The organism is Novosphingobium sp. FSW06-99, assembly GCF_001519065.1.
GTDB lineage: Bacteria > Pseudomonadota > Alphaproteobacteria > Sphingomonadales > Sphingomonadaceae > Novosphingobium.
This window is the reverse complement of record NZ_KQ954251.1, coordinates 150967-168254: the sequence shown is the minus strand read 5'-3', so window position 1 is coordinate 168254 and position 17288 is coordinate 150967. Positions and strand designations below refer to the sequence as shown.

Annotated in this window: 13 protein-coding genes; 6 read left to right on the top strand and 7 right to left on the bottom strand. The window is 63.8% G+C overall.

Annotated elements, in window-relative coordinates:
• Nucleotides 1–25 precede the first annotated feature (25 nt).
• The gene (locus AQZ49_RS00700) at nt 26–889 is read left to right on the top strand and encodes a UDP-2,3-diacylglucosamine diphosphatase (RefSeq protein ID WP_067611396.1); all 864 of its coding nucleotides are present in this window, start codon (nt 26–28) and stop codon (nt 887–889) included.
• The gene (locus AQZ49_RS00695) at nt 886–1956 is read left to right on the top strand and encodes a glycosyltransferase family 4 protein (RefSeq protein WP_067611394.1); all 1071 of its coding nucleotides are present in this window, start codon (nt 886–888) and stop codon (nt 1954–1956) included. Before AQZ49_RS00700 ends, AQZ49_RS00695 begins: the two co-directional genes overlap by 4 nt.
• A gap of 54 nt (nt 1957–2010) precedes the next feature.
• Here the strand turns inward: AQZ49_RS00695 and AQZ49_RS00690 are convergent, their stop codons facing one another.
• From AQZ49_RS00690 to plsY, 7 genes are all read right to left on the bottom strand, one after another.
• The gene (locus tag AQZ49_RS00690) at nt 2011–2817 is read right to left on the bottom strand and encodes an outer membrane protein assembly factor BamD (protein ID WP_067612479.1); all 807 of its coding nucleotides are present in this window, start codon (nt 2815–2817) and stop codon (nt 2011–2013) included.
• Between the two features lie 64 nt (nt 2818–2881).
• Entirely contained in the window at nt 2882–3334 is a 453-nt protein-coding gene (locus AQZ49_RS00685; protein WP_067611390.1) for an RrF2 family transcriptional regulator, read from the bottom strand.
• Between the two features lie 59 nt (nt 3335–3393).
• The gene (locus AQZ49_RS00680) at nt 3394–4695 is read right to left on the bottom strand and encodes a sugar MFS transporter (protein ID WP_067611387.1); all 1302 of its coding nucleotides are present in this window, start codon (nt 4693–4695) and stop codon (nt 3394–3396) included.
• A 117-nt stretch (nt 4696–4812) separates the two neighbouring features.
• Entirely contained in the window at nt 4813–6270 is a 1458-nt protein-coding gene (locus AQZ49_RS00675) for a helicase HerA domain-containing protein (protein WP_067611385.1), read from the bottom strand.
• Between the two features lie 63 nt (nt 6271–6333).
• The gene (gene topA, locus AQZ49_RS00670; protein ID WP_067611382.1) at nt 6334–8946 is read right to left on the bottom strand and encodes a type I DNA topoisomerase; all 2613 of its coding nucleotides are present in this window, start codon (nt 8944–8946) and stop codon (nt 6334–6336) included.
• A 72-nt stretch (nt 8947–9018) separates the two neighbouring features.
• Nucleotides 9019–10128, bottom strand: a complete 1110-nt coding sequence (gene dprA / locus AQZ49_RS00665; RefSeq protein WP_067611379.1) for a DNA-processing protein DprA — start codon at nt 10126–10128, stop codon at nt 9019–9021.
• The gene (gene plsY, locus AQZ49_RS00660) at nt 10125–10724 is read right to left on the bottom strand and encodes a glycerol-3-phosphate 1-O-acyltransferase PlsY (protein ID WP_067611376.1); all 600 of its coding nucleotides are present in this window, start codon (nt 10722–10724) and stop codon (nt 10125–10127) included. Before plsY ends, dprA begins: the two co-directional genes overlap by 4 nt.
• A 237-nt stretch (nt 10725–10961) precedes the next feature.
• On the opposite strand from plsY, the gene murI reads away from it, so the two are divergent.
• The 4 genes from murI (at nt 10962) to AQZ49_RS00640 (ending at nt 17276) form a co-directional block, all read left to right on the top strand.
• Nucleotides 10962–11762 (top strand): glutamate racemase, encoded by an 801-nt coding sequence (gene murI / locus AQZ49_RS00655; RefSeq protein WP_067611373.1) that lies wholly within the window; start codon nt 10962–10964, stop codon nt 11760–11762.
• A gap of 166 nt (nt 11763–11928) precedes the next feature.
• On the top strand, nt 11929–13149 hold the full coding sequence (hemA, locus tag AQZ49_RS00650) for a 5-aminolevulinate synthase (protein ID WP_067611370.1): 1221 nt from the start codon (nt 11929–11931) through the stop codon (nt 13147–13149).
• A 281-nt stretch (nt 13150–13430) separates the two neighbouring features.
• Entirely contained in the window at nt 13431–16505 is a 3075-nt protein-coding gene (locus tag AQZ49_RS00645) for a TonB-dependent receptor domain-containing protein (RefSeq protein ID WP_067612475.1), read from the top strand.
• 78 nt (nt 16506–16583) lie between these two features.
• A complete protein-coding gene (locus AQZ49_RS00640; RefSeq protein ID WP_067611367.1) occupies nt 16584–17276 on the top strand; it encodes a nitroreductase in 693 nt (230 codons plus the stop codon).
• Nucleotides 17277–17288 lie beyond the last annotated feature (12 nt).

Genomic DNA, 17288 nt, shown 5'->3' with positions numbered 1-17288 from the left:
CTCCAGGCACAGTCTTCCTTCGGCCATGGACCTTGCGACTTCGATCCCGGCCTGGCTTGATCTGCCCGAGCCACGCGGCTTTCGCCCCAAGCGCAAAGTGCGCACGGTGTGGATTTCCGATCTTCATCTTGGCACGCGCGGTTGCAATGCCGCGATGCTGCTCGACTTTCTTGCCTCGATCGAATGCGAAACGCTGTATCTGGTGGGCGATATCGTCGATGGCTGGCGCCTGTCGCGCGGCTGGTACTGGCCCGATGCGCACAATGAAGTGGTGCGCCGCATTCTCAAGATGGCGCATCGCGGCACCCGCGTGGTGCTGATCGCGGGCAACCATGACGAAATGCTGCGGCCCTATGCCGGGATGAGCTTTGGCGGGGTCGAACTGGCGCTCGACGCGATCCACGAAACCGCCGATGGCCGCCGCCTGCTGGTCACCCACGGCGACGGGTTTGACGGGGTGGTGCTCTATGCCCGCTGGCTGGCGTTTCTGGGCGATCAGGCCTACGAAATTTTGCTCAAGACCAATCGCTGGGTCAACATGGTGCGCCGCCAGTTCCGCCTGCCGTACTGGTCGTTGTCGTCGTACATGAAAAAGCGCGTCAAGAACGCGGTGCAGTTCATCTGCGACTTCGAGGAAGCGGTGGCGCATGCCGCGCGCGACATGGGCGTCGATGGCGTGGTCTGCGGCCATATCCATTGCGCCGAAATCCGCCAGATCGGCGATGTGACGTATTACAACGACGGCGACTGGGTCGAAAGCTGCACCGCGCTGATCGAAGATGCCGTCGGCGCGATCAGCATTGTCGACTGGGCCGCCGAAACCGCACGGGCCGCGGCAGCCAATGCCGCCGCCTCCGACAAGACCGCACGCGCCAAGGCCCCGGCATGAGGCTGGCGATCTGCACCGATGCGTGGCACCCGCAAGTCAACGGCGTGGTGCGCACGCTGTCGACCACGGTCGACCGGCTGACCCGGCGCGGGCACGAAGTCGAACTGGTGACTCCGTCGCAGTTTTTCACGTTTGCCCTGCCCGGTTACAGCGAGATCCGGCTGGCCATGGCGCCCCGGTTCGGCACGCGCCGCACGTTGCGCGCGTTTCAGCCCGATATCGTCCACATCGCGACCGAAGGCCCGATCGGATGGAGCGCGCGCGGCTGGTGCAAGGACAACGGTGTGCCGTTCACCAGCGCCTTTCACACCCGTTTTCCCGACTATGCCGCCGTGCGCACCGGGCTGTCCCCGTCGCATTTCTGGCCGCTGATGCGCCGTTTCCACAACGCCAGCGAGGCAGTGCTGGTATCGACCCCGACCCTGGCGGCGGAACTGGCCGAACACGGCATGGCCCACACCCGGCTGTGGTCGCGCGGGATCGACAACACGCTGTTTCACCCCGGCCATGCCGCACATCCCGCATTGCGCGACCTGCCCCGCCCGATCATGATCAATGTCGGGCGCGTCGCGGTGGAAAAGAACCTGGCCGCGTTTCTCGATGCGCCGGTGCCGGGCACCAAAGTGGTGGTGGGCGACGGACCCGATCTAGCCACTTTGCGCGCGCGCTATCCCGAGGTGGTGTTCACTGGCGCGCTGTCGGGCGAGACACTGGCCAGCACCTATGGCGCGGCGGATGTGTTCGTGTTTCCCAGCCGCACCGACACGTTCGGGCTGGTGATGATCGAGGCGCTGGCCTGCGGCGTGCCAGTGGCAGCCTATCCGGTGCCGGGGCCCATCGATATCATCGGGCCGCACGGGCGCGGGGCGCACGACGCGCTGCCGATGACGGTGGGCGCGCTCGATCATGATCTGTCGCTGGCGATTGCGCGCGCCTTGCGCTGCGACCGGCTGGGTGCGGCGGTCTATGGCGCCAGCTATTCCTGGGACAACGCCACCGACCAGTTCATCGGCGCGATCAGCGAAGCCTTTGCACGGCGCAAGGCCCGGCAATTGGAACCAGCGTAAAACGAAACACGCGCGCGGATCGCCAACCACGGCCGATCCGCGCCGCGCTGTCGTTTAGATCGCCTTGGTGCCCGGCGCCTTGGCGTTCATCAGCTTATAGGCGCGCTGATACCATTCGCTGCCCGGATAGTTGGCACCAAGCACGGCCGCCGACTTTTGCGCTTCGGCCGGGATGCCCAGCGCGAGATAGCTTTCAACCAGACGATACAGCGCCTCGGGCACATGGCTGGTGGTTTGATACTTGTCGATCACGGTGCGGAAACGGATCGTCCCGGCCAGCCACTTGCCGCTGTGTTCATAGAACCGGCCAACTTCCATTTCCTTGCCCGCAAGGTGGTCGTTGACAAGGTCGATCTTCAGCTTGGCATCGGTGGCATACGTCGTGCTGGGATAGCGACGGATCACTTCGGTCAGCGCATCGAGCGCCTGGCGCGTGTCCTTCTGGTCACGGCGCACATCGCTGATCTGTTCATAATAGCACAAGGCGACCAGGTAATAGGCGTACGGCGCATCCTTGTTGCCGGGGTGTACCGACAAAAAGCGCTGCGCCGCCTGGACCGATTTGGCATAGTCGCGCGCCACGTAATAGCTGAACGCGCTCATCAACTGGGCGCGGCGAGCCCACGGCGAATAGGGATGCTGGCGCTCGACTTCGTCAAACAGCGCGGCGGCCTGCTTGGCTTCGCCCTGATCGAGCCGTTGACGCGCGGCAATATACAGCGTGTCGACATCGCGCGCCACATAAGCGACGTCCTTGTTCGGCTTGTTGCCGCCCCCGCAACCGGCAAGGCCGATCGACAAAGCGGAGAGGGCAAGGATCGGAAGGCGCAAGCGAGAGCGGCCAAGGGCTTTAAGCGTCATGGCGCCCGTATAACCAGCGACCCCGCTGTCGCCAAGCGCGTTCTCGATCCTGCGACCATTTCGATCAGGGGTGCGCAGCGCCTTCGGCCAGCGCAAACGGAGGCTCTACCTCGATATGATCGGCAAGCGTCAGCCGATCGAGGATGGCGGCGGATTCATCGCGCAATTTCAGCATCAACCCGCGCAACCGGCATTCCGCTTCGGGCAGGCAATTGGCACATGTCTCATAGGCATTGCGCGCCGCGCAGGGCACCAGTGCCAGGCTGCCGCGCGACAGGCGGATGATATCGCCATAACGGATGTCCACTGGCGGCAATGCCAGTTCGTACCCGCCGTCGCGCCCGCGTTGCGAAACCACCACCCCTTCGCGCGCCATTTCCGAAAGGATCACGGTCAGAAACTTGCGCGGGATGTTCTGCGCCTCGGCAATGGCATCGAGCCGCACCGGGCCCTGCCCGAACCGGTCGGCAAGGTGTTGCAAGGCACGGATGGTATAACGCGTTTTTTGCGAAAGCATCGCGGGACTGTGGCCAGAGCGCGTGCGTATGTCAACGCAGGCGCGCCCTGTCGCAGCATTTACACCGTCTGGCGCGTGGCCGGATGCGTCCGCGCAAACCAGCCGAACCCGGCTATCACCGCATAGCACAGCGCCGGCAACAGCAGCGCCAGTTCCAGGCTGCCGGTCAGGTCGGCCAGGCCCCCGGTCAAAGGCGGGATCACCGCACCACCGACAATCGCCACACAGATTACCCCCGACCCATCCGCCGCGCGTTCGTCAAGGCCATCGCAGGCCAGCGTGAAAATGGTCGGGAACATGATCGAATTGAACAGGCCGATCGCCAGCAGGCTGCCCGCCGCCAGATGCCCGGTGGTCAGTGTGGTGATCGCGATCAACGCCAGCGCGCCGATCGCGTTGAACACCAGCACTTTGGCCGGATCGACCAGCCGCATCACTGCCGATCCCATAAACCGGCCAACCAGCGCGCCAAACCAGTAAAGCGGAATAAGCGCGCCCGCCGCCAGTTCGTCGAGCCCCAGCACATGCGGCTGGCGCATGTAGTTGACGATCAGCGAGCCGATCGAGACTTCGGCGCCGACATAGAGAAAGATGCACAGCGCGCCGAATCCGAATCGCGGGCGCAACAGCAGGTCAAAGCTCTTGAGCACCGAACTGTGGTCGTGGTGTTCGCCGTGCAGGCGGTTGCGGTTGGCAAACACCACCGCGGCCACCACCGCCAGCGCCAGTGCAATGCCCAGATAGGAATGAACCACCGCCTGCGTCGCCGCCACGCGATAGGCATCGAGCGCGGCACCCGACAGGTCGCTGGCCTTTTCCTTGGCCAGCTTGCCCAGCATCAGGATCGATCCGGCGATAGGAAAGATCGTCGTGCCCAGCGAATTGAACGCCTGTGCAAACGTCAGCCGGCTGCCCGCAGTGCGCGCGGGACCGAGCAGCGAGATCAGCGGGTTGGCAACGACCTGCACGATCGTCACCCCGCTTGCCAGCACGAACAGCGCGGCCAGAAACAACCCGAAAGTCGCGCTGGCCGAGGCCGGGATGAACAGGATGCACCCGGCCATCATCGTCAACAGCCCGATCGCCGCGCCCCGCATATAGCCGACCCGCTTGACAATCGCCGCACCGGGAATGCCGATGATCGCATAGGCGGCAAAGAACGCCGTCTGCACCAGCATCGCCTGTGTATAATTGAGCGTGAACAGCTCTTTCAGCTTGGGAATGATCACGTCGTTGAGCGAGGTGATCCCGCCAAAGATGAAGAACAGCGCGATCACGAACACCCGCAACTCGGGCGCATCGATATGCCCGCCGTCGTGGTCGGGCGATGCAGTGCTGGTTGCAGCGGGGGCAAGTGCCATCGGGTTCCTCTCGAATTATGGTCGGTCTTTGCCGGTCCTGCCCCTGCATGCGGAAGCGTTCACACATTGTCCAATTGCATACGTATCGTCCGAATGCATACGTATCGACAGGATAGTTCAGACCGGCTGGGTCAGCACCCCGAGCGCCGGAATACCCACCGACCGCCGCCCGCCATAATCGGTGCGCACCACGATCAACCCCTGCCGTTCAAGATGTTCGAGCAGTCGGCGGATGCGCCCCGCCGAGCGCGTGCCATAGACCGTGGCCAGCCGATCGTCATCGGGACAGACCGCGCCCTCGCTGGCCGCCACTGCCAGCACCAGGAACGGTGCCAGCAGATCGTCGGGCACATCGCGCGCCAGCCCCACCACCTGGCGCCATTCGGGCGCCGCGTCATCGGGTATCCCCGCCACCGCCATCGCAAAACGGCGGCGGAAAGCGGGCAGATCGATGGTGCCCGGCGCGATCCGCGCCATCCGGCAGCGCACCGTGAAATCCTGATAGAGCTGCGCCGGGGCCTGAAACGTGCAATCGGGCTCTGCGGCCATTTCGGCCAGGATTGCGGCGATTGCGGCGGCATCTTCCTCGGCCGCGAACAGGCTGGGTTCAACCGGCGGATCGACTTGTTCGGACAGCGGCTGGCTGTCGGATATCTGTTCGATCAGCGTGGCGGCGGCAATCGGAGCAGGCTCTTCGAACATCAGGCGCGGCGCCGGTTCGATGGTTTCGGTCAGCACCAGATCGTCCATCGCCCCGCCCGCCATGTCGGGCAACGGCATCAGACCCTGGATCACGTTGCGCGCGCGGGTTTCAACATCGGCAATGCGCACCGACACCGGGCGGCGCGCAATGGCCGGGCCCAGCCCGAGGAAGTGCCCGCGTTCAAGATCGCGGATGGTTTCGGCCTGGCGCCGCTCCATACCGAGCAGATCGGCCGCGCGCGCCATGTCGATATCGAGGAACGTGCGCCCCATCAGGAAATTCGACGCCTCGGCGGCGACGTTCTTGGCCAGCTTGGCCAGCCGCTGCGTGGCGATCACCCCGGCCAGACCCCGCTTGCGCCCCCGGCACATCAGATTGGTCATCGCGCCCAGCGACAGGCGGCGCACTTCATCGCTGACATCGCCCGCAGCGGCGGGGGCGAACATCTGCGCTTCGTCCACCACCACCAGCGCGGGATACCATTCGTCGCGCGGCGCATCGAACAGCGTGTTGAGAAACACCGCCGCACAGCGCATCTGCGCCTCCAGATCGAGCCCGTCGAGCGCCAGCACGACCGAGGCGCGATGGGTGCGGATGCGCGCGGCCAGGCGCACGATTTCGGCCGGATCATAGGCCGCGCCATCGACGACGACATGGCCATAACGATCGGACAGCGTGACAAAATCGCCTTCGGGATCGATCACCACCTGCTGCACCAGACAGGCGCTCTGTTCGAGCAACCGCCGCAACAGGTGCGACTTGCCGGACCCGGAATTGCCCTGCACCAGCAGGCGGGTCGCCAGAAGTTCCTCGATATCGATCCGCACCGGGGCGCCGGACCGGTCGGCCCCGATGACAATGGCTGCGCTCACAACCAGCAGGCTTTAGCCGCCGGGGACGAGGCGACAAGCCCCCTGCCCCCGGCTATCCACGACCTATTCTGCAGCGGCTGTCTTTTTGGCGGCGGGCTTCTTCGCCTTGGCCGGGGCGGCCTTTTTGGTTGCCGTTTTCTTGGCGCCATCCTTGGGCGCCGCCTTCTTGGCCGGGGCCTTTTTGGCGGGCGCTTTCTTGCGTCCCTTGGCCGGAGCGGCGGCGGCCCGCGCGTCGATCAGCGCAATCGCCTCTTCCAGCGTCAGCGCCTCGGTCGGCTTGTCCTTGGGCAACGTGGCATTGGTGGTGCCATCGGTGACATAGGCGCCATAGCGGCCTGCCAGCAGGCGGATTTCGCCACCCGATACCGGATGCGGGCCAAACACTTTCAAGGGTTCGGCAGCCTGGCGTCCACCGCGTGCGCCGGCCCCGGCGGCAGCCTCGGCCAGCTTGACCACCGCCGCGTTCATCCCGGTTTCGAACACTTCGGCGGTCGAGCGCAACCGGCCATATTTGCCATCGTGCGCCAGATAGGGCCCATAGCGACCGATCGACGCAGTGATCGGCTTGCCCGTTTCGGGATGCACGCCGATTTCGCGCGGCAACGACAACAGTTTCAGCGCCCAGTCGAGATCGAGTTCGGGAATGTCCTTGGGGATCGAGGCGCGCTTGGCCTCCTTGCCATCGCCCAGTTGAACATAAGGACCGAACCGCCCGGTGCGGCGCACCACTTCCAGACCCGATACCGGATCGGTGCCCAGCACCGCGTCGTCGGCGGCGCCACCGTCGCCACTGTCGGCACCTTGCGCAAATTTGCGGGTAAACTTGCATTCGGGATAGTTCGAGCACGCCACGAATGCACCATAACGCCCGCCGCGCAGCGACAGGCGGCCCGCTCCGCATTTGGGGCACAGGCGCGGGTCAGACCCGTCGGGACGCGGCGGAAACAGATAATCGGCCAGGAAAGTATCAAGCTCGGCGGTCACCTCGCTGGGCTTGCGTTCCATCACCTCATCGGATTTCGGTTTGAAATCGCGCCAGAACTTGGCCAGCAGGTCTTTCCACGCGCCGCGCCCGCCGGACACGTCGTCAAGCTCTTCCTCCATCCCGGCGGTGAATTCATAGGCGACATAGCGGTCGAAAAAGCGTTCGAGAAACGCGGTCAGCAACCGGCCAGATTCTTCGGCAAAGAACCGGTTCTTTTCGACCCGCACATAGTTGCGATCCTTGATCACCTGGATCGTCGCGGCATACGTCGAAGGGCGCCCGATGCCCAGTTCTTCCAGCCGCTTGACCAGCGACGCCTCGGAATAGCGCGGCGGCGGCTGGGTGAAATGCTGGGTCGCCTCGACCCCGCGCTTGACCGGCTGATCACCGGTGCGCATCGCCGGCAGCAGGCCGCTTTCATCGTCTTCGGCATCGGCCTTCTGGTCGCGACCTTCTTCATAGACCGCCAGAAACCCGGCAAAGCGCACGACTTGCCCGGTGGCGCGCAGTTCGTGTTTGCCGGTGCCTTCGCGCAAGGTGACGGTGGTGCGTTCGATATTGGCGCTGGCCATCTGGCTGGCCAGCGCGCGCTTCCAAATCAGATCATAGAGCCGCGCCTCGTCGCCCGAACCATGGGTGTTGCGGGTAAACTCGGTCGGCCGGATCGCCTCGTGGGCTTCCTGCGCGTTTTTCGCCTTGGTTTCGTAATGGCGCGGCTTTTCTGGCAGGTAATGCCCGTCATAACGGTCGGAAATCACTTTGCGCGCGGCGGAAATGGCCGATGAGTCCATCTGTACGCCATCGGTCCGCATATAGGTGATCGCGCCCGCCTCATACAGCGTCTGCGCCACGCGCATCGTGTGGCTGGTCGAAAAGCCCAGCTTGCGCGCGGCTTCCTGTTGCAGCGTCGAGGTAGTGAACGGCGGTTGCGGATGGCGCCGGGTCGGGCGGGTGTCGACATCTTCCACGCGGAAGGTCGCTGCCTCCACCGTGGCCTTGGCGCGCTGGGCGATGCCTTCATCGCCAAGCGACAGGCGATCGAGCTTTTCGCCGTCGAATTTGACCAGCCGGGCGGTGAACGGGGTGCCCCCCTGTTCGAGCGTGGCCGCCACCGACCAATATTCCTGCGACCGGAACGCCTCGATCTCGCGCTCGCGCTCGACAATCAGGCGCAGGGCGACCGATTGCACCCGGCCCGCCGATTTGGCGCCGGGCAGCTTGCGCCACAACACCGGCGACAGCGTAAAGCCGAACAGATAGTCGAGCGCGCGCCGCGCCAGATAGGCATCGATCAGATCCTGATCGAGCGCGCGCGGCGCGGCCATCGCCGCCAGCACGGTCGCCTTGGTAATCGCATTGAAGGTGACCCGCTGCACATCCTTGGGCAGCGCGCGCCGCTTCGACAGCAATTCGCGCACGTGCCACGAAATGGCCTCTCCCTCGCGATCAGGGTCGGTCGCCAGGATCAGACGATCGGCGCCCTTGGCCGCATCGGTGATCGCCTTTACGCGCGCGGCCTTGTCGCCATAGAGTTCCCAATCCATGGCAAAGTCTTCGTCGGGCCGCACCGAGCCGTCCTTGACCGGCAGATCGCGGACATGGCCGTACGAGGCCAGCACCTTGAAGCCGGGGCCCAGATACTTTTCGATGGTTTTGGCCTTGGCCGGGGATTCTACGATGACCAATTGCATGAACTTACGGACTGCCTTCTCGTGTACGTACGCGCGATGGTGGGCAATGGCGCCCCGATGCGTCAAGCCTTTCTACACCAGACTGACCCTGCCCCCGGCATGGCGCACCAGCCGGCCGGCCAGTTCCAGATCGAGCAGGGCATCAAGCACCGTGCCGGGCGCAGCGCCGCTCTGCCGGATCACTTCATCGACACTGACCGGCGCCATGCCGAGCAGGCCCGCGATCGCGTCGACCCTCGCGCCACCGGGTTCAAGGTCGGTGGCCGCGCGGTCATAGCCGGCAAAGCCGCCATCGCGGAACGTCGAGCGCGCCGTGCCCTCAAACGTCTGCACCAGTTCGGCAATGTCGTCGGCGCTCTGCACCAGGATGGCGCCTTCGCGGATCAACTGGTTGCACCCGTGCGCGCGGGCATCGAGCGGCGATCCGGGCACCGCCATCACTTCGCGCCCGCATTCGGCGGCCAGCCGCGCGGTGATCAGCGATCCCGATTTGAGCGCCGCCTCGACCACCACGGTGCCCGCCGCCAGCCCGGCAATGATACGGTTGCGCGATGGGAAATGGCGCGCCTGTGGCTCTGTACCGGGGGGCATTTCGGCCACCAGCAGGCCTTGTTCGGCAATCTGGTCCTGCAACTGGGCGTGTTCGGGCGGGTAGACCACGTCGATCCCGCCCGCGATCACCGCAATCGTGCCGCCATCGCCATGCGTCGCCCCCAGCGCGCCGCGATGCGCCGCCGCGTCGATCCCGCGCGCCAGCCCCGAAATCACCGCAAACCCGCGTCCCGCCAGCCCGTGGGCAAAATCGCGGGCCAGCCGCACCGCGCCTGCCGAGGCATTGCGCGCGCCGACAATCGCCACACCGGGCTGATCGAACAAGGCCGGATTGCCGCGCACCGTGATCACCGGCGGCGGGGTTTCGACGGTCAGCAAGGTCAACGGATAATCGGCATCGTCGTGGAACAGATAGCGCGCGCCGGCGGCCAGTTCCGCCTCGATCCGCTCGGCCGGGGCCAGCCGATAGGCCGCCCCGCCCCGCGCCGCCAGATCGGGCAGCGCGGGCAAGGCCGCGCGCGCCGAACCGAACCGCCGCAGCAGCTGGTAATAGGTAACCGGCCCGACATTGGGCGAGCGCAACAGCCGGATGCGGGCAAACCGTTCGGCGGCGTCGGGGCCCTGGGTCATGTGCCCTTGCCGACGCGCGGCTCGGTTCCGGCGCGCAGCCGGGCGATATTGGCCTTGTGCAACCACAGCACCAGCGCGGCCAGCGGCGCCAGCACTTGCGCATAGGCCAGATCGCCCAGCGCCAGCGCGGCAATCGGCGCCGCCACCGCTGCGCTCATGCCCGACAGCGACGATATCCGCGAAAAATACAGCATGCCCAGCCACACCACCGCATAAGTCAGCCCGATCGGCCAGGCGAGCGCGAGCGACACGCCCATCAGCGTCGCCACACCCTTGCCACCATGAAAACGCAGCCACGCCGGATAGCAATGCCCGATCACCGCGCCCGCCGCAGCCGCGGTTTCCGATCCTGGCCATAGTGCACGGGCCAGCAGCACCGCGCCCGCGCCCTTGGCCAGATCGAGCAGCAGGGTCGCCGCCGCCAGCCCCTTGCGCCCGGTGCGCAGCACATTGGTCGCGCCGATATTGCCCGATCCCACCGCGCGCAGATCGCCCGCCCCGCCAAGCCGCGCCAGAATCAGGCCGAACGGCACCGATCCTAACAGATAGCCAAGGGCCGCAGCATAGAGCGCCAGGCGCAAGGGTTCGCCGATCATGCAAGAAACCTTTCAGAACATGCGGGGCGGACCACTAGATGTTTTTGACGCAAGTCGCCATAGCATGATCGATCATGGCCGGACCGTTCGCCTTTCGCCCCGAAAACCACTCCCCTCTGGGAAGGGGTTGGGGTGGGGTATTTGAAGCCCGCACGGCCGCGCATGCCGCGGCCGTGATACACCCTCACCCAACCCTGCCCCTGAGGGGGAGGGCAAAATGGCGATTGCACGATATTGATGCCCATTGATCCCGCAGCCCCGATCCTGATGTTCGATTCCGGCGTAGGCGGTCTGTCGGTGCTGGCCGCGCTGCGCCGCGTGCTGCCGCAGGCGCCGGTGATCTATGTCGCCGACAACGCCGGGCTGCCTTATGGCCAGAAGACCGAGGCTGAAGTGGCCGCGCGCGTGTCGGGGCTACTTGGGCGGATGACCGAGCGGCTACGCCCGCGCCTGGTGTGCATCGCCTGCAACACCGCCTCGACAATTGCGCTGGCGGCGGTGCGCGATGTGCTCGAAGTGCCGATCGTCGGCACCGTGCCCGCGATCAAGCCCGCCGCCGCACTGACTCAAACCGGGGTGATCGGCCTGCTCGGCACCGAGGCGACCATCCGCCAGGGCTATGTCGACCGGCTGGAAGCCGAATTCGCCGCAGACAAGGTATTGCTGCGCCATGGCGCACCCGATCTGGTGACAGCCGCCGAAGCGCAATTGCGCGGACACCCGGTCGATCAGGCGGCGATCGACCGCGCGGTGGCCGCGTTGCGCGCCATGCCGCACGGCGATCGCATCGATACGGTGGTGCTGGCCTGCACCCATTTTCCGTTGATTGCAGAGGCACTGGGGGCCGCGTTTGGGCCCGGCGTAAGGCTGATCGATGGTGCCGACGGGATCGCACGGCGCATCGCCTGGCTGACGCGCGACCAGCACTTTGAACGGCGCGCGCCCGATCTGGCGCTGTTTACCCGCGACGAGGCGGGCCTTGGCGAACTTTCTTCTGCGCTCGCTGCATCCGGTCTGGGCCGGTCCGACGTATTTTGACCCATGTCACAACGGGCAGAGCGTTCATCGACTATACCTTAAATCAGGTTGGCATTTGCCCCCGAACACAGGTAGAGCGATGGCAAATCCGGCACGATGGGTAAAAAATCGGGCAACACAGACCGCCGGGGGCTGGCAAGGCCTCCCGAAGCAAAAGGAGCGGCGGGTGAATTACGAGCAGGTTTTCGATTCCGCGATTGATCGGCTGCATTCCGAGGGACGCTACCGGGTCTTCATCGATATCCTGCGCAACAAGGGCGCGTTTCCCAACGCGCGCTGCTTTGCCGGCCACAACGGGCCAAAGCCGATCACCGTGTGGTGCTCTAACGACTATCTGGCGATGGGCCAGCATCCCAAAGTGATCGCCGCGATGGAAGAGGCGCTGCACGATGTCGGCGCCGGATCGGGCGGCACCCGCAATATCGGCGGCAACACTCATTACCACATCGATCTGGAACACGAACTGGCCGACCTGCATGGTAAGGAAGGCGCGCTGCTGTTCACTTCGGGCTATGTCTCCAACGATGCCACGCTGTCGACGCTGGCGCGCATCCTGCCCGGTTGCGTGATCTTTTCCGACGAATTGAACCACGCTTCGATGATCGCGGGCATCCGCAATTCGGGCGCGGAAAAGCGCGTGTTCCGCCACAACGATGTCGAACACCTCGAACAACTGCTCGCCGAAACCGATCCCGACCTGCCCAAACTGATCGCGTTTGAAAGCGTCTATTCGATGGATGCCGACATCGCACCGATCCACGCCATCTGCGACCTTGCCGAAAAATACAATGCGCTGACTTATATCGACGAAGTGCATGCCGTGGGCATGTATGGCGCGCGCGGCGGCGGCATTTCCGAACGCGACGAGGCCGCACACCGCATCGACATCATCGAGGGCACGCTGGGCAAGGCGTTCGGCGTGATGGGCGGCTATATCGCCGCCGATCGCCGCATCATCGACGTGATCCGGTCTTATGCCCCGGGGTTCATCTTCACCACCTCGCTGTCACCGGTGCTGGTGGCGGGCGTGCTGGCCGCCGTGCGGCACCTGAAGGCATCGAGCGTGGAGCGCGACGGGCAGGCCGCCGCCGCCGCCATGCTGAAGACACTGTTCGCCGAGGCCGGTCTGCCGGTGATGCCATCGACCACCCATATCGTGCCGCTGATGGTCGGCGATCCGGTGCGCGCCAAAAAGGTCAGCGACATCCTGCTGGCCGAATATGGCGTCTATGTGCAACCAATCAATTTCCCCACCGTCCCGCGCGGCACCGAACGCCTGCGCTTCACCCCCGGCCCGCAGCACACCCCCGCAATGATGGCCGAACTGACCGCCGCGCTGGTCGAAATCTGGCAAAGGCTCGAACTGGAACGCCGCAAGGCCGCCTGACAACAATTTCCGGTACAGAACCCGCGCGCCGAATCACACTGATTTGGCGCGCTTTTTCTTGGTGTTGGTGAACGCAGCCTTTACCACGCACTTTCTGTTGCAGATCTGTCACAGGCCGTTGGCTCAATCGTCGGACCGCAAACGATGGTGAACGGCACAAGCACAGGAAAAACGGCGATTCGCCTGACCTATTGGGCAAACCCGTTTCATATTTAACTATTGCGCACTGCCCAAAAGGCATGTTTGTGTTGGGAATCTCAAAAAAAGGGGGGTCCTTTTTGATGCATACCAAGACAGCAGCGCGCAGGAATCTGTGCCTCGGCTCGACCGCACTTGCCATCACACTGGCGATCGTCTCGCCCGCGTTGGCGGACACTGCGTCCGATGCCGCCGCCAATATCAAGAAGCCCTGCGAACTCGACCCGACCGCACCTTGCGCGGATACCATCATCGTCACCGGTACACGCGTTTCGCAAAAGGTGTCTGACCAGCCGGTGCAGACGATCACTGGCCAGGTGATCAACGACATGGGCTATACCAATATCGGCCAAGCGCTGACTTCGCTGCCGGTATTCGGCGTACCGGGCAACAGCCCGGTCGGCGCCCAAGGCTCGTTTGGCGCGGGCCAGACCTTTATCAATCTCTACAACCTCGGCTCGCAGCGCACGCTGACGCTGGTCAATGGCAACCGCTTTGTCGGCGCAGCCACGTCTTCGCTGTTTGGCGCCTCGGTCGGCACCCCGGTAGATCTGGGCACAATCGCGCCCGGCCTGGTTCAATCCATCGATATCGTGTCGGTTGGCGGCGCGCCGATTTACGGTGCCGACGCGATTGCCGGTACTGTCAACGTGATCCTGAAGCACGATTATCAGGGCATCGAACTGACCAGCTCTGACGGGATTTCCGAAAAAGGCGACGGGCACGACTATAATTTCTCGCTGCTCGCGGGCAAGAATTTCGCCGGCGGGCGCGGCAATATCACGCTGAACGTCTATTACGATCACCAGGATGGCCTGACCACCGCCCAGCGCGATGTGACCGGCGCCAATGCCAATTTCTACGATCTGCCGCTCAATAATTCGCCGTACCAGAACATCGCCTACACTGGAGGCCTGCGTTACAACGGGTTCCCCAACACCGGCATCCCGCTCGCGGCCGACAGCATTCCCTTTTACTTCGGCCCGACCGGCGCCGGCGTAACCAACGCGGCCGGCCAGACGCTCTATTTCAACAACCAGGGCAAACTCGTTCCCTTTGTCAACGGCACGCCGACCGGCACCGGCTATACCGAGGGCGGCGGCAGCGGCTTTCCGATCGGAAATTTCGGCAACCTGCTGACCAACAGCAACCGCATCCAGGGCACGTTGCTCGGGCATTTTGACGTCAGCGATCATCTGCGGGTGCATGGTGAATTGTGGTGGGGCCGCAACACCGCCACCAATGTCGAGGCCCAACCTTATTACAGCACCGACTTGTTCGGCCCGGCGGGCACGGTCAACGGCAACCTTGCGCTCAGCACTGCCAACCCATTCCTGAGTGCGGCCGATCGCGCCACGCTGCAGGCCGCGATCGGCACGCCCGGTCAGGATGGAACGTTCTATCTGGCGCGTGCGAATACCGACCTTGCCACGGGGGCTTTCACCTCGACGTCGTATCTGTTCCGCTCTGTTGGCGGCATCGATGGCGATTTCATGCTCGGCACCCATTCGCTGCGATGGGATGTGACGCTGAACTATGGTCAGTCGACCACGACGACCAGACAAACCCAGTTGGTCACGCAAAATTTCTACAACGCGATTGGCGAAACGGTCAACGGCGGTGTCGCGTCGGGTACCATGCCTTGCGCCGCCGGCTATACCAGCGCCGCCATCGCCACGTTGAGCAGCACGTGCGCCCCGCTCGACATCTTCGGGTTAAACAATGCGAGCCAGGCCGCGATCGATTACGTGACGGCCATCGCCACAACCCACCAGATCGACACGCAGTTTGACTTTGTTGCCGACCTCAAGGGCGATCTGGTTCACCTGCCCGCAGGCGACGTAAAATTTGCCGTGGGTGTGGAAGCGCGGCGCGAAAGCCAGAATTTCGATCCAGGCGCGTTCTTCCGCGGGCAATTGCAATCAGACGGCACCTATACGCAATATGGCAATTCGATCCCGATTACCCCGGTGACCGGATCGTACCACACGCATGAAGCGTTTGGCGAATTGACCGTGCCGTTGATCGGCGCCGACCAGCACATCCCGTTGGTGCACGAACTGACGTTCCATGGCGCTGGGCGTTATACCGACAACAGCCTGAACGGCGGCTTCTTCTCCTACACCGCTGGCGGTAACTATGCTCCCGTGGCCGGGATCACGTTCCGGGGCAACTATACCCGGTCGTTCCGCGAACCTGCAGTCACCGAAGCGTTTGCCCCAACCGGTTCGGTGTTTGAAGGCGCAGTCAGCACGACCGACCCGTGCGACAAGACCAACGTGACAAGCGGCCCCAACCCGGCGACCCGCGCGGCAAATTGCGCCGCCGCCGGGATCAACACCGCCACGTTCATTTCGAACATCGATCACCTCACGATCGAGGGCAGTTCGGGCGGCAACACCCATTTGAACAACGAACTTTCGAAGAGCTGGACCTTTGGCGTTCAGGCCAATCCCGGATTCATCAGGGGGCTCAAGCTCACGGCCGACTATGTCAGCATCACGATCACCAATGAAATCACCGAACCTGGTATCGCCGCTGAATTGCAAGGCTGCTACGATTCGAGCAACTATCCCAACAATCCCTATTGCAGCACATTTACCCGTGATGCGTCGGGCCAGATCAGCAACTTCACTGACAATTTCACCAATATCGGCGTTGAAGCATTCCGCGCGTTGCAGATGGGTCTCGATTACAGCCTGCCGCTTTCGCGCGTCGGTCTGCCTGCATCCGCCGGGGCATTCAACATTTCCGCGACATATCTGCACACCTATCGTCACTACACCAAGCTGGGAACGCAGGATCAGCAGCTTGTACTGGGTGATCGCGGCGATCCTGTCGACGCGATCAACGGCAACTTCCACTGGATGACCAAGACGTTCGACTGGTTGTGGACGGTGGTTTATTATGGCCCGACCGAGGTCGATCCCAATGCCGGAGCCAATACCTATGAATATCCGCGCATCAGCCCGTACTGGATGGTCAACACTTCTGTTGGCCTGCGGGTGAACGAACACTTTGACCTGCGTCTGCAAGTGAACAACGTGTTCAATCTGGGTGTGACATATGCGGGCACCGTGCCCGAATTCAGCACGAACCGCGAATTCGATGCGATCATGGGGCGCTATTTCCGCATGACCGCTCGGGTGCGTTTCTAAGCCTGTCAAAAGAGCTCTTGCCCAACCTCTGAATCCGTTTAATCGTTCGATTGAAGAACGATTTTTGGGAGATCGGAGTTGGCGCAAGGGCCTTTTTTTGACGAAGTGGTACTTGGCCGCCGCAGCATTCGCGGGTTTCTCGACAAACCTGTGCCGCGTGCGTTGATCGAAGAGGTGCTGGCGCTGGCGATGCGTGCGCCGTCGTCGCTCAACACACAGCCGTGGAATTTCAGCGTGGTCACCGGCGAGCCGCTGGCGCGCATCCGCGCCGGCAACACCGAACGCATGTTGGCCGGGGTTCCGGAATCGCGCGAATTCCGGAAATTCGAAGTCTATGAAGGCGCCCACCGCGAACGCCAGGTGGAGATCGCCAAGCAACTGTTCGCCGCGATGGACATCGCCCGCGACGACAAGGTGAAGCGGCAGGACTGGGTCTTGCGCGGGTTTCGCCAGTTCGATGCACCGGTATCGGTGGTGGTAACCTATGATCGCGCGCTGCTGGGCGGCGATATCGCTCCGTTCGATTGCGGGGCGGTTACCACCGCGCTGGTCAATGCGGCCTGGTCGCGCGGGCTGGGTTGCGTGATCAACAGCCAGGGCATCATGCAAAGCCCGGTGGTGCGCGAACACGCCCGGATCCCCGATGATCAGGTGATCATGATCTGCGTCGCGATGGGCTGGCCCGACGACACCTTCCCCGCCAACGCAGTCGTCTCGCGCCGCAAATCGGTGGCAGAGGCCACGCGGTTCGTCGGTTTTGACGCGGACTGACGCACAATCACA